At 51.1% G+C, this 13,255-nt stretch carries 15 protein-coding genes; 3 read left to right on the top strand and 12 right to left on the bottom strand.

What is annotated here, in order from left to right:
• The first annotated feature begins 143 nt into the window (after positions 1 to 143).
• Positions 144 to 566, top strand: a complete 423-nt coding sequence (locus JNE38_RS20415; RefSeq protein WP_203352994.1) for a hypothetical protein — start codon at positions 144 to 146, stop codon at positions 564 to 566.
• A gap of 60 nt (positions 567 to 626) precedes the next feature.
• On the opposite strand, the gene JNE38_RS20420 is transcribed toward JNE38_RS20415, so the two are convergent.
• The 3 genes from JNE38_RS20420 to JNE38_RS20430 all read right to left on the bottom strand — a co-directional run bounded on the left by JNE38_RS20420 (position 627) and on the right by JNE38_RS20430 (position 2,676).
• Positions 627 to 1,049: a tetratricopeptide repeat protein gene (locus JNE38_RS20420; RefSeq protein WP_203352995.1), complete on the bottom strand. Its 423-nt coding sequence runs from the start codon at positions 1,047 to 1,049 to the stop codon at positions 627 to 629.
• A 104-nt stretch (positions 1,050 to 1,153) separates the two neighbouring features.
• Positions 1,154 to 2,032 carry a nucleotidyl transferase AbiEii/AbiGii toxin family protein gene (locus JNE38_RS20425; RefSeq protein ID WP_203352996.1) on the bottom strand — a complete coding sequence of 293 codons (879 nt, stop codon included), beginning with the start codon at positions 2,030 to 2,032 and terminating at the stop codon, positions 1,154 to 1,156.
• Positions 2,033 to 2,061: 29 nt separating this feature from the next.
• Complete coding sequence (locus JNE38_RS20430) at positions 2,062 to 2,676, bottom strand: hypothetical protein (RefSeq protein WP_238933394.1); 615 nt, start codon at positions 2,674 to 2,676, stop codon at positions 2,062 to 2,064.
• Between the two features lie 158 nt (positions 2,677 to 2,834).
• Here JNE38_RS20430 and JNE38_RS20435 point away from each other — a divergent pair, with 158 nt between their 5' ends.
• Positions 2,835 to 3,392 carry a hypothetical protein gene (locus JNE38_RS20435; protein WP_203352997.1) on the top strand — a complete coding sequence of 186 codons (558 nt, stop codon included), beginning with the start codon at positions 2,835 to 2,837 and terminating at the stop codon, positions 3,390 to 3,392.
• A 46-nt stretch (positions 3,393 to 3,438) separates the two neighbouring features.
• On the top strand, positions 3,439 to 3,588 hold the full coding sequence (locus JNE38_RS20440; protein WP_203352998.1) for a hypothetical protein: 150 nt from the start codon (positions 3,439 to 3,441) through the stop codon (positions 3,586 to 3,588).
• 112 nt (positions 3,589 to 3,700) lie between these two features.
• On the opposite strand, the gene JNE38_RS20445 is transcribed toward JNE38_RS20440, so the two are convergent.
• The 9 genes from JNE38_RS20445 to JNE38_RS20485 all read right to left on the bottom strand — a co-directional run bounded on the left by JNE38_RS20445 (position 3,701) and on the right by JNE38_RS20485 (position 13,237).
• Positions 3,701 to 4,762 carry a BMQ_0737 family morphogenetic spore coat protein gene (locus tag JNE38_RS20445; protein ID WP_203352999.1) on the bottom strand — a complete coding sequence of 354 codons (1,062 nt, stop codon included), beginning with the start codon at positions 4,760 to 4,762 and terminating at the stop codon, positions 3,701 to 3,703.
• Between the two features lie 94 nt (positions 4,763 to 4,856).
• On the bottom strand, positions 4,857 to 5,576 hold the full coding sequence (locus JNE38_RS30990) for a hypothetical protein (RefSeq protein ID WP_203353000.1): 720 nt from the start codon (positions 5,574 to 5,576) through the stop codon (positions 4,857 to 4,859).
• A 31-nt stretch (positions 5,577 to 5,607) separates the two neighbouring features.
• The gene (locus JNE38_RS20455; protein ID WP_203353001.1) at positions 5,608 to 6,231 is read right to left on the bottom strand and encodes a hypothetical protein; all 624 of its coding nucleotides are present in this window, start codon (positions 6,229 to 6,231) and stop codon (positions 5,608 to 5,610) included.
• Between the two features lie 538 nt (positions 6,232 to 6,769).
• Positions 6,770 to 7,156: an 8-oxo-dGTP diphosphatase MutT gene (gene mutT, locus JNE38_RS20460; RefSeq protein WP_203353002.1), complete on the bottom strand. Its 387-nt coding sequence runs from the start codon at positions 7,154 to 7,156 to the stop codon at positions 6,770 to 6,772.
• Positions 7,157 to 7,457: 301 nt separating this feature from the next.
• A complete protein-coding gene (locus JNE38_RS20465; RefSeq protein WP_203353003.1) occupies positions 7,458 to 8,252 on the bottom strand; it encodes an HAD family hydrolase in 795 nt (264 codons plus the stop codon).
• A gap of 160 nt (positions 8,253 to 8,412) precedes the next feature.
• The gene (locus JNE38_RS20470; protein WP_203353004.1) at positions 8,413 to 9,390 is read right to left on the bottom strand and encodes a 5-oxoprolinase subunit C family protein; all 978 of its coding nucleotides are present in this window, start codon (positions 9,388 to 9,390) and stop codon (positions 8,413 to 8,415) included.
• Between the two features lies 1 nt (position 9,391).
• The gene (locus tag JNE38_RS20475) at positions 9,392 to 10,279 is read right to left on the bottom strand and encodes a 5-oxoprolinase subunit B family protein (RefSeq protein WP_203353005.1); all 888 of its coding nucleotides are present in this window, start codon (positions 10,277 to 10,279) and stop codon (positions 9,392 to 9,394) included.
• A gap of 14 nt (positions 10,280 to 10,293) precedes the next feature.
• Complete coding sequence (locus JNE38_RS20480) at positions 10,294 to 12,366, bottom strand: sigma 54-interacting transcriptional regulator (protein ID WP_203353006.1); 2,073 nt, start codon at positions 12,364 to 12,366, stop codon at positions 10,294 to 10,296.
• 112 nt (positions 12,367 to 12,478) lie between these two features.
• Positions 12,479 to 13,237 carry a LamB/YcsF family protein gene (locus JNE38_RS20485; RefSeq protein ID WP_203353007.1) on the bottom strand — a complete coding sequence of 253 codons (759 nt, stop codon included), beginning with the start codon at positions 13,235 to 13,237 and terminating at the stop codon, positions 12,479 to 12,481.
• Positions 13,238 to 13,255: the final 18 nt, after the last annotated feature.

Raw genomic sequence — 13,255 nt, forward strand, 5'->3', positions numbered from 1 at the left:
ACCAGGATTTAACATAGCCTTTCTTTAAAAAAGTTGTCATCCAGTAAAAACTGGCTGACCACATAATACGAACGGGCAGGATCATTAAAGTTAAAGGGTGAATATTTCTAACTGTACGTTCTCTATTCAAGGAGGTAAGCATTATGCAAAGTAAAATAGAACAAGTCATTATTACTACGGCAGAAAGTTTCGTGAATAATTTTTCTGATAAAGGAAATTTTGATTATAGTGTGCAAAGTCTACGAAAACTGGACGAAATGTTAGAAGAGTTATGTCAGTATCAAATAGATGATGATACATTAGATTCTGTTTCCTCTATGGCTGGAAGTTACATTTTTGAAGTGGCAAGAAGGAATTATGGTGGACTGTACTTTTGGGTACAAGAAAGAGACCAGCCTGTGTTAGTTACTGGAGAGCCTGAATATTCAATTTCTATATTTGCATTCGATAAAGTTAGAGGCAGAATTCGGAATGGTAAAGAAGATGATATACCCTATTATTTCGATGGCTATATCGAAGCAGTTGAAAAAGGTAAGAATACAGGGTACAGAGCTACAATTGTTTAAAGTAGCTTAGGGGATTAAACTAACTTTTTCCCTAAATCAGATGTTGCGTAACCTGAATTTTCAAATCTCTATGTTTGTCTCCAAAAACTCAAGATACTTTGGGGCGTCTTCCATAAAAATCTCAATACCGGCGCCCATGTAAGCCCGAGTTAACTCGTCAGCTGCCTTTTCAAAGTTTTCCTGTTCGTAATATAACTGCCCCAGCCGAAGATGAATATACGGATTCCCCAACCCCTTCGGACACTGTACGGCATTAAAAAAGCACTTGAAGGCCTTATCGTAATTCTTCATAAGATAGTGGACATCCCCAATAGCTACATATATCCAGGTAGCTGCCTCCCATTCTTGATGATTTTCAGGCAATAAACGGAGGGCGGCAATATAATTTTGCTTGGCCGCATCAAGTTCGCCTGTCTTCACTAAAGCATCGCCTTGTTTACATAGAGCCCTAATTGCGGAATAAGTGGAATCTGAGAGCTGCAACGCGATCTCTCCTGTTCTATTCGATTGGATAAATGAATTTTAGCCAATGATCATTACATCCGACCACCTCCGCTTTTGATGCCCTTCAATGCGAAAAACCGCTATCACGGATGCGTCGGACTTGGCAAAAATTCAAAGGCATGCCCATTCAAACCGACACGGTCCATGATTTTGCGCAAATCGGTCGCAATCTGCATGAAATAAACATCGCGGTTCATGCCTCCTGCGTATTTCTCCAGATCGTAATCGTGAGCAACGGCAGAGGCCAAATGGTATAAATCGTCTACCAGGATCTTTTTGATGTCGGCCTTTGTGATGGATGGGTCGATCCCGCATTCGTTGACAAGGGTCTGCGGCGTTTGCGCAAGCGCCATGCTGTCGTAGCTTGGATGCGACAAGAGATGCATCAAATCGTACAGATCTTTAAACCGCGGCCTCACAATGGTTTGATGCAGCTTCCATGCGATCTGGACCGAAAGCGGCACAGTGTGCGGCACGACGAACCGATCGCCAAAGACGGGCTGATACTCCAAAGCGACCGGCTCCATGCCCATATCGAGGTTGAACGAAACATCGAGACAAAGCTCGTGGTACTGATCGTCTCTCCTCGTCTCCCCTTTCAAATAGTAAGCCAGGTCCGTATTGACCGTAGGAAAATCTTCCGCCATGGCGTAGTCGATCGATCGCCAAAACGCATTTTCCCGAAAACTACGGAAAACGATCCCGTCATCCAGATCCAGTTCGGTGGCTTGGATCATCCAGTCGGTAAACGTCTGCCGCGCATGCTCCGCATCGCGGATCTTCCCCGCAAACAAAAAATCGATATCCTCCACATACCTAAGATCGCGGTCCTGCAAATATTGCCTCGTGAGCAGACTGCCTTTTAGTAGAAAGGGCATATTCACAAGCGAAATTCTTCGTAACAATGCCTCCAACACGACGAGCTCTCTTACCTCGTAACTCAAATCTTTTAGGTTTTCCATTCTCGTCCTCCCCTCCCTTGCCAGGATCTTTATGAAATCCATCCGCTATCCAGCTCTTCTCTGCTGTCGTAGATGCATAATTCGTATTGTTCCTTCTGCAGCTCGATTCCGTTTTCGCGCAAAACGTCATGGATCTTCCCGACCCGCCCGTAAAACTTCTCCGCACTTTCATATTCTCGGACCGTTATAAATCTCACTCTCCCGTTCACATTCAGAGAGTTTCTTGAAATATGCCCGCCATGAGCGTTGCATAATTGTCTTAACCGTTCCACATCATCGACCTGCACTTTCCCATGCCACTCAAAATACGGTTTCGAGTGCTTACTTAGAGGCTGATGAAAATACGATTCTTCCTTTGGAGAAATCTCTACCTTTTTTCGGACGATCGAGAATCCGTTGCCCCGAAACGTCGCCGCAATCTTTTCCATTTCTTCATGCGCTTCTTGAAAATCGATATGTTCTATAACCCCTGTAATCATCGGTTGGTGGATGTACGTTCCTTGATCCAAAACGATCATCAGCGGTTTTACTCGCTCAGCATGACAAATCGCTAGGAAAGCTTCCTTTTGATCCACCGGCAAATCATTGAGTGTCAGGTGAAATTCAAATTCCATGACGTTCACTCCATCAATCATTTGTTTCATCTTAACACAATTTTCCCACAATATGTAAACTCACTCATTGCAGATGCCCCGCCGCACTGCATGTGATACGGATTGTTGCCAGGTAGCCGATCCGATACAATGAAAGGGATTAAACAAATTGGAAGCATCAGGAAAGATATAGAGAGGAGGAAACCGGAATGAACGTCTATCTTTTTGAAAAGTGGAACCTGACAAATATCCCTTGGCAAAGGCTGACCACCCCGTATGGCAGAGGCAGCGACTTGCCGGAGTTCATCGCAAACGGAAACTATGACGAAATCGCAAACTTGGTGGAGCATCAAGGCACGCTCTGGCAAGTGACCCCGTGGGTCCTCTCGTTGTTGCTAAGAGAGTTGAAAGCGAAGCGACTCGAAGATGTCTCGCCGGCAGAACTGCGGGTATACGAGGCAATCGCAGACTCCCTCACCGGAAGAGAGCTGGAGTCCATCCCGCACGTGACGCATCCCGAATTATTGCTGGAAGAAAACTATCTGTGGCCGATCGATGAGGAAGAGGACGAACTCATTTGGGAGGAGGAAGAACCTCCGGGCTACGCACAGCTGCCTTTCTCCAGCTACTATTATTCCAGCGGCTTGCTGCTACTGGAGGCCATCCCCGACTTTGAACGGCTGCGAGACGGAAATGCCGACCTGGCCACTCAAGTATCAGAGCTATTGAAAAAGCTGGATCCAATCGGATCTCCATCTAATAAGTAAGCATTTTCCACCGGACGCACGACCAAACAAGGAGAGTGAACAAGCCATGTCCACTCTGACAAAGGCGCTCCTTCTCGCTGCACAGGAGCACGACGGCCAGACAGACATTGGCGGAGCGGAGGCGAGCTCAGATAAAAAATCCCCTTCCAAGAAAAGGGGCGATTTTCCGCTCATGGCGGTCCCGCTCCCTTTCTAGAGAAGGAGTTGCTCTACATCTTCACCAGTGTGCTGTTGCCCTGAGATAATAAAGTTATCGACTAAATAATAATGTATTAGACTGGATAACAAAGTTCTAGACTGTGACAACCTCACGGGCTCGAAAGTGAAGAATTGATCGCCGGGCACTGCGGCGGGAAGACGAACGACGGGCAGCGAAATGACGGGCAGCGAAATGACGGTGTCGGGGACGGCACAGGAATGCTTGCCGGACGCGGCGAACAGAATTTCCCCAACACTTCCATTTTGATTTCCGCCTCCACCTGGATCTCTTTGCAGATGATGACTTCCAGTTCCACCATGCCACCCAAAAGAACCGTGTCGAACGGGTTGCATTCGACGGCGGTGATGCGGCAGAGGATGTTGGTTTCATCCAACGGCTCCGGCAGACAGAGCGAGATTTCGTCATCGAATTGGATGGTTGCGGGGAACTCGCATAGTAGCGTACCGTTGGCGAATACACGGATCAAGAGTATGGCGTCGAACAAGAAGCGGACGATCCCGACACGGACGACGTTTCCGCCTACGATGATGTTCTCGCGCCTGATGCCAACAACGTTGCAAGAAAAGTCCAGAAAGTGTGTCGGCTGTCGTTTGGGGATCAGTGGGAATGTCGGAGGAACGATTGGTTCCACGCATTGGATCGTGATGTTTTGACCCGCACGTATTGCCGCGTCTACCAGTGACCGGCAATCGTCGGGGATCGGAACTTTATTCCTTTCTCTGTTGACAGCAACTACCCAGTCGTACACCTTTTGGACGCGGATGCACTCTGCTTGAAGATTGTTCGGAATGGGAGGTGATACGGTCGGAGTCACCGTGTTTGTAACCGTCACGGTAAATGAGCAGGAAGCGGTATTTCCAGCCACATTGGTTGTCGTGCAAGTAACGACGGTGGTCCCTACAGGAAAGGTTCCTGTCTCGATCGCTATGGCTACCGGCAAAGCTGGAAAGACATGCGTTTCACCAGACGGAGCACAGGATATCGAAACGATGCCGCAGGCGGGACTGGACGCAGCGACAGCGTAGGTAACGTTCGCTGCATTGTTTCCAGGTTCGGCTGTTGCGGTTATGTTGGCCGGACAGATAATGGCTGGAGGCTCTGTCTCAAAGGTAATGATTACTTCGCCCTCGCCTGTTCCGACCCCAGACAAATTGATCGGATTGCTTCCGCCATTAAACGAACCGCCTCCGCCTCCTCGTCCGCCCAGATTGCCAGAAGGGGTGCCGGAACCGCCTCCGCCTCCACTAAAGCCTCCTCCGCCCCCGCCACCAACCGAGCTGCCCCTCCTCCGCCAAACCCACCCGCTTCCCCGATAGGGCTTGCAGCGCCACCCGTACCACCCATGTCAATCGCGGTTCCCCACCCGCGCCCGACATGGAAGAAACACCACTTCCGACAATGCCAGCGCCTCCCCCGCCTCCTATACCACTGCCTGAGCCGCCACCCAATCCAGCCGTGCCGCCGGCTCCTCCCGTAATGCCGCCTCCGGCAAGACCATTCGGACTGGTTGCCGTCGCATCTGCTCCGGACTCAACAGTGGTGCCGCCTCCGCCTCCGCCAGCTGCGACCATCAGATTGGCTGCTGTTACAGCAGCCGTAGTTCGCCATACGAACGAGCCCCCTCCGCCTCCTGCGCCGGTCAAAGGACTGTCGCCTCCAGCACCGCCTACCAAAATGGTTAATTGCTCACCAGGCGTTACGGCAAAGTCTCCCTGGACCAAGGCTCCTCTCCCGAAATTTCCTGTAGCGCCTGAGGCACCACCTCTTGCTCCCAGCGCCAGGATCGTAAGCGAAGTCACGCAAGGAGGAACCGTAAAGGTCTGCGGGCTGCCCGTAAAGACGAAGGTTGACACGGAAAAGGTTATGGTTACGAATCCGTTGCCTTCTCCGACGCCGAGTTGATTATTCTGGTTGATGCCGCCGTTAAACGATCCGCCTCCCCCACCACCCGTTCCATTAACCAAACCAGCGTCAGCCTGGCCACCTCCTCCTCCACTAAAACCCCCGCCTCCCCCACCTGCACCAGAGCCTCCCCCGCCGCCGCCAAAACCTCCATCCCCCCGCCTGAAGGCCCGCCGCTAGCCCCCCAGAACCATCAACGTCAATTGCTCTTCCACCGAAGCCTCCAGATTCTCCATCGCCGCCATTACCGATAATGCCGGCTCCTCCGCCACCTCCGCCGGTGCCTAATCCGCCGCCACCCCCTGATCCGGCGGTACCTCCCGTTCCTCCTTGTCCTTCTCCTCCTGTTCCGTCCGTGCTTGAATTCTGCGCGTCCATGCCAGCCGTCAGAGCAGCTGCTCCTCCGCCTCCCCCTGCTGCGATCAAGAGGGTATCCGTTGTGACAGGACCATTGGTGCGCCAAATGAACGTGCCACCTCCCCCGCCTCCGCCTCGGGAAGCCGCCTCCGCATTTGCGCCTGCTCCACCTACGAGAATGGTCAATACCTCGCCAGGGGTGACCGGAAAATCCCCCTGTATATAGGCTCCTCTTCCTCCTGCACGAGCAGCGGCAGCTCCGCCTACGGCCCCCGCCGCCCTGATTGTTACCGAGGTCACGGAAGGGGGAACCGTAAAGCTTTGACGCCCACCCGTAAACCCAAATGTCCGTATGGGCACGGATCATCGCTCCTTCCTATTTGTTTGACTACGCAGATACATTCCTTCCCATTCTATGTTTATGTCTACCTGGCATAAGTGGACTGGGCGGATACACGGTACATGGAAAAAATTAGGGGCTGTCACCCCAGTGGTGAGACAGCCCCGTTTTCTATCATTTCAACAACTGTTTAATCGATAGAATCTACTGAACCAGCGAATCCATTTCATGCTTGTTCAAGCCCTTGAAATTCCCCGTCTTTCGTTGGATTTTTCCTCCATTCCTATCCACTCATGGGATCGTGCTCATCGCTTATTAAGCATCTGTACATGCTGTTGGATAGACAAGAAAACGGCACATTCATCATGCAATGTCGCAATGGAGATGCTGTGGTTCTCATCAGCAGAATCATGCTTGCCGTCTGATCCCTTCAAGCCAAACGCTGTCGTGGCGTTGGTAACCAGAATTTCAAGGAAGAAGACGAAGACTAGTCCGCAGCAGGAAAGAAGTCGGGCCCATCCGCAAAGACTGGGATGGGCCCGGTTTACATAGGGGTTTTTACAATTCTTGTAGCAGCCTCACCACAAACGGAATATCAGCAGGTGCAAATGAATATTCTCGAAGCTCCTCACGGCTTGCCCAGCGGTACTCATCGTGGTCTACGAGGGATATGTCGCCGCCCACAAACCTAGCTCGGTGAGCGAACAGCCGAATCTGCGTCGTCCCGTATGCATGATCATTGACGCCGAACGGTTCATACGGCTCGATGGAGATGTTCATCTCCTCTTGTAATTCTCTTTGCAGGCAGGCTTCTACCGATTCACCCTGCTCGATCTTTCCACCTGGAAACTCCCACAAGCCCGCTTGCGATTTTCCCTTCTTGCGCCTCGCGATGAGGAGCTGGCCTTGCTCGTTTTCGATGATGGCTGCAGCTACTTCTAGCATTTTGCTGATCACTTCCTATATGATGGCCTTGTTTGCGATTGGTACCTTTGAGATCTATATATAAAAGATAGCTTTAAGCGTCAATCTTTATTCCTATCCTTTTACAATGAAATAAGCTCTATCTCATTTTGGCGATGGTGAAAAATGATCCAAGGTAAGGAATCGGAAAAAACCGTCACGAGAGAGACGGTTTTTCTGTTATTTGTTATTTGGTGTTTAATAGATACTATTTCGTAATTTCAGAGGAATTCATCGCGGGCTACGCAACAAATATCATTTCATTTTAATGAGTGAGACGGGCTCACCCCAAAGACTCAATAACCCCCTGAATCTCCCGCAAACTAGCAATCTCATGACTCGGCACAATCTCCCCTACACGAGGCACTCCATGCCGATTGATCCACATATTGCGCATGCCTACCGTATTCGAGCCCAGAATGTCCGTCGTCAGCTTGTCCCCGATCATCACGCCTTCTTCTGCCGTGATGCCCAGCAAGCTCATGGCGTGCTCGAAAATCGGCGCGGCAGGCTTGCCTTGACCGAAATCACCGGAAATGATGATATGGTCGAAATAAGCAGCGAGCTCTGGGACTCCGGCCAGCTTTTCCTTTTGCAGGTCAGGCGAGCCGTTGGTCAGCAGCAGGAGCTTGTATTTTCCTTTCAGCTGGTCCAGCACCTCGAAGGTTTCTTCATACACAATCGGGCGGCTTCTCCGCTCCGCCGGGAACATTTCCCCAAGTTTAGCGCCCAGCTCTTCGTTCTCGATGCCGAGTGCCCGCAAGCCGCGTGTCCATGCTTCCCTCCGATAGGTGGGGACGAACGATTGGAGCTTGCGAAACTCCTCTTGTTCCCCCTCGGCAAAGCGTGCCCATAGTCCCTCAAACGGATTGATCCCGATCATTTTGGTAAACGGGAACGCTTCAAAAGCTTCGTATATGGCCCGCGCTTCCCTGCGAACCGCCTCTTCCAGCTGCTCTGTGTCCACGTCGTGATACTTGGCAGCCTCCGCACAGGTCGCTTGAAACGCTTCCTTCACGCTGCGGTCGTCCCACAGCAACGTATCATCCAAATCAAATAAAACCGCTTTGATCGCCATCAGTTGATTCCCCTTTTTCTCCTATTTTGTCTCTTTTGTTCTATCATCACGGAAATGGGTCGGTTTCGCAACAGGTAAGGACGAGTTTTTCGTGGGATTCCGACTATTTTTCCTACCAGATAGAGAACAAGAGGGGGCAGCAGCCTGAAGCGATCCTCGCTCATCCCTTCAGCAAGCTTTGCAAGCTTAGGAGTTTTCTCTTCCGCTGCATCCGGGCTTCGATCGCTTGATCATGCGTCACGGCGATGAAGCGGGTTATCGAATGGGGTCTGGATTGTGCTACGAGATCCAAGTCTGCGCTGATCGTGGTTCCGATGGTGACGAACCCTCCTCCCGTCGTCGCATCCCGCAATAACAGGATGAGCTCTTTCTCATTCGGGATCATGATCGCGCCGATCGGATAGACGATATCCACGGTGTTGGATGCATTATTGCCCGCACCGAATGGGGGATCAACCGATTGGAAGGCAGCAGTCGCACCCGTATATCTGTACGCGATGTTGTTAGATTCGAGTCCAACCTGCCACTCTGAATTCAGGAACGCTTTCAATCCTTCGTCACTCAACCGATAGCTGGAAATGCCCATGACCATGCGGATATCGATGGAGGAAGAAAATCGGGGGAGATATTCCTCCGGGATTCGCGTCCCCACATGATGGAAGACGCCTGGCAAAGGCTCCCCGATGATTACCTCGTCCCCTGCAAGCAGTTTTCTTCCCTGAAATCCACCCAATTGACTCAAGGTGTACGTCGATTTCGAGCCGAGCACGTCGGGAACCTGAATCCCCCCTGACACGCACAAATAGGTTTTTACGCCTTTGGCCGTTGAACGAAGGGTGAGAACATCACCTTCTTGGACGCAGACCGACTCCCACATGGGGATGGGCTGCCCGTTCACTTTCACATCCATAGGGGCGCCCGTGATGGCGATGACCGTTTTCTTGCGCACTTCGATTTTGGGACCGAGCAGCGTGATCTCCAGAGCGGCATAGTCGATGGGATTGCCCAATAAAATGTTTCCCAGACAAAACGAATATCTGTCTGCTGCACCGGAAGGAGGAACCCCTAAGTGGTAGTAATCTTTTCGGCCCGAATCCTGCACCAAGGTTTGCAATCCACCGTCCAAGATGTAGAACAAGCTAGAACCCCTCCATCAATTGCTTCAGATAGCCTTTTCTGTCGGCGAAATAGTCTTCCGTCGAGAAATCTACGTATTTGATCCGGTATCGGTACGTCCCTTCATCGACCTGCTGGACAATCCGATTGTACTCGGCTTCGTCAACGGGACGATGCTTCCAGATATCTCCTGGCTTGGCCAAAAAGAAGGTATCCTTGAGATCGGGAAGCCTCTGCGATTGATCGAATACGGGAACCGCTGCCATCCCAATCAGCTGGTAGCTGCCGGGGGCACTCAGCGGATAGATCACTGTAAACGCCCCACCGATCCCGACAGCCTGGCTCGGTGTATCAGTCCGGGGGCTTATGTATTTAGGCGTCTGGATGATTTGCTCTTTCGTAAGACCGAGCGGATATTCCCATGCCGTTCCGGGGATAAATCCCATCATCGTGATCAGGTAGGGACTGGAGGAATGTGCCTCGATAAAGCGCTCCTTTTCGGCATAGCCGTTCAACTTCATGACCAGCTCAAAATTGCTTTTTGCCTCATGGGCGATATTGCGCTCCTGAAAGCGTCTGCTGTACTCCTGTGTCAGCGGATCGTCATACCAGATCGGGATCTCGACAATACGGACCTGCATGTTCAATTCGGACGGATTGCTTTTCGTGATGTCAATCTCTTTCAAATACTCCAGAAGGTCGGCGACAGAAATCACTTCCGGATCGAAACGGATGATATACGAAGAGTTGGAGGGACAAATATCTTGGATGCCAGGTATTTGCCGCTTCCGCAATTCGTTTGTGACGGCTAATGCCTTGAAATTGCTTTCCTCCCTCATGTCCCGGGAGATCTCCGCGTAGATGTACTCGTCACCGCCGAAGTCGAATCTGGTTTCTGGCAGGGTAAACATAAGCAACTCCTTTTCTATTGCAGAAATTTCTGAATTCTGCGACTAAGTGTAGCAGGACTTACGCCAAGGATTTTGGCAACTTTCGAGGCGGTGCCGTATTTTTTCAAAGCAAGCGAGATCAGTTGATTCTCCACTTCCTCGACCGCTTCTCTCAGCGGCATGATGTCCAGTACCAATGTTTTGTTCTCCCGACCGCGATCTTCTTCCACATATAAATGAGGGAGAACGTCTTCCGTACCGATATTGTCTTTTCTCGTTGTCACGACTAGTCTTTCGATTACGTTTTGCAGTTCTCTGACATTTCCTGGCCAAGCATAGCCCTCCAAGGCATTCAGAGCTTCCCGGGTCAGGCTTTTGTCGAGATGGTATAGGCTGTTGAATCGCTTCAGGAAATGAATGGCCAACGGAATGATGTCCGGCGTTCGCTTGCGGAGCGGCGGTATCTCGATGGGAATCACATGCAAGCGGTAATACAGATCTTCCCGAAATTTTCGACTCCTCACCAGTTCTTTGAGATTCTGGTTGGTTGCCGCAATCACACGCACATCGACGGGAAAGGTTCTTGTTCCTCCGACACGCATGATTTCCCGCTCCTGCAGGACACGAAGGAGTTTCGCCTGCATGGGGTATGGCAGCTCCGTCACCTCGTCGAGAAAGATGCTTCCTTTGTGCGCCAGTTCGAACAAGCCCGGCTTACCCTTTTGATCCGCTCCGGTAAATGCCCCTTTTTCATAGCCGAACAGTTCGCTTTCGATTAAACTTTCAGGGAGAGCTCCGCAGTTGACCCGAATGAACGGTTCATTCTTTCTTGCGCTGTACTCATGGATCGTTTGGGCGAAGACCTCTTTTCCCACACCCGATTCCCCCACAAGCAGCACCGTCGAATCCACCTGGGCGATATGCTTTACCTCGTCAACCAGCCTTTCCATCCCTTTGGAGCGGTAGACCAGTTTTCGTAGGTTATCCTGCCTGGTGAGGATCTCATCCATATCTGGATCATGATCTTTCGCTTTCCTTCCTGACATTTCCAATTCAGGGCGCATGACGTGGATCCCGGTGATATCCCGGGACAAGATCACGACCTTTTCCAGCTTGTCACCGTGAAATACCGGGGTGGCGACCGACCAGACCATTCTGCCCTTTTGGGATTCCTGGATCATGGACAGCTTTTTCTTCTGCGTCATGCACAAATCGGCAATGTTCGGATAAAAAATCCCTGCCCTTTCAAGCTGATAGACGTCCGAATCGATCAGCTGTTCGGGGGTTTGCACCTGCCAGAAATCACGCAAAAAGGTTCCCGCGATCCGGACGATTTTGCCGGCATGATTGACCACGATGATTTGCTCGTTTTCCGAGGAATAGATGGCCTGCAAATCGTCGCTGATATTGCGAACGAATTCGAGCTCATTCACGGCTTCTCCCAATCTTTCCCGGTGGGAGAAGATATGCACGATTCCGATGATCTTGCCATTTTCATAGAGGGGAGAAAAATTTCCGCTGATCCGTTTGTAGTTGATAGAGCTTTCCACGCTGAGCAGCTGTTTTCCTGATAAGACCTCTTCCAAATCCTTGTCGATGGTGAGCAATGTTTTATAGTTCCGATATTGCAGGACGGTTTTTGGCAACCCGAGGATTTGCTCTGCGGTTTCATTCATGAAGGTGATTTCAAAGTGAGGGTCTGTCGTGATGATGCCTATGCCTGAGCTGTTGAAGATGTGATTCAGCTGCTCTAGCTTGTACTGGCCGAGGTGATTTTTGGCCTCGCTGGCACTGGTATACCCCGCGATGTTTCCTGCCTGATCCATCCCCAATACGACATGGATATTGTGATAAAAGGAAATGGGGCTCTCGGCAGGCACCCGAACCATATCTTTTCGATACTCTACCTGTCCGGATAAGTCGCCGGACGCTGTGATCTGCCCCAGGAGGAAAGGTCGGTCGATATAGCCGACAATCCCTTGGTGCGAATCGTCAACGAGCAGCAGATCCAGTTTGCTCGATTCCAACAAGACTAGCGCTTCCTGTATGGTGCTCTCGATCGGTAACAAGATGGAAACCGGTCTCAAGATATCTTTCCATACCAGCAAGGTATCCCCTCCGAAAGAACATAGTGGACGTGTTTTTCCCTTGCTTCTAGAATACCAATCTTTCCCTAGAAATGGGCGCAATCTGTAAAAAAAACTGACCGCATGCTTGCGATCAGCTTTTTCGTATCGGTTCGATGGCAATGCCGGCAATGCGAAAGGCTTCGTGAATGTGCCTGGTCAGCTCTACCGCCCCTGGGGTATCGGCGTGGATGCAGATCGTTTCGGCATGCACCTGCGTTTCTTCCCCATCGGGAGTAAGCACGACGCCTTCTTTGACCATGCGTACCACGCGCGCTGCCATTGCTTCGTAGTCCTGAATGTTCGGGCCTGTTCGGGTGAGGACGATGGAGCCCTCTTTTGTATGCTCTCTGTCCGCGTATACCTCTCGCACGACCTGCACGCCCATTTGCTGTCCGACCCATTCGACCGCGGAGTTTTGCAGGGCGAAGACGATCATCTCCTTGGAAACGCTAACCAATGCTTCCAGTATGGCTCTGGCGATTTTTTCGTCATCCATGGCCATCATGTACAAGGCTCCGTGCGGCTTGCAATGCTGCAGCTCCAGCTGAAAGCACGAAGCAAACTCTCGCAATGCCCCGACTTGATAAAGGATATAGTCCCGGATCTCATCAGGCGTACACGTCATGTACCGCCGCCCAAAGCCCATCTGATCCGGAAAGCCAGGATGCGCACCGATCGCTACGCCATACTCCTTGGCCATTTGGACCGTTTTTCTCATGACTTGGGGATCTCCAGCGTGGTAGCCGCAAGCGATGTTGGCGGAGGATATGTACTTGATCATTTCCTCGTCGCTGCCCATTTTGTAGAGCCCGAAGCTCTCCCCCATATCACAATTCAGATCTACCTTCACTCTTTCTCCCCCCTGACG

It is taken from the genome of Brevibacillus choshinensis (assembly GCF_016811915.1).
Taxonomy (GTDB): domain Bacteria; phylum Bacillota; class Bacilli; order Brevibacillales; family Brevibacillaceae; genus Brevibacillus; species Brevibacillus choshinensis_A.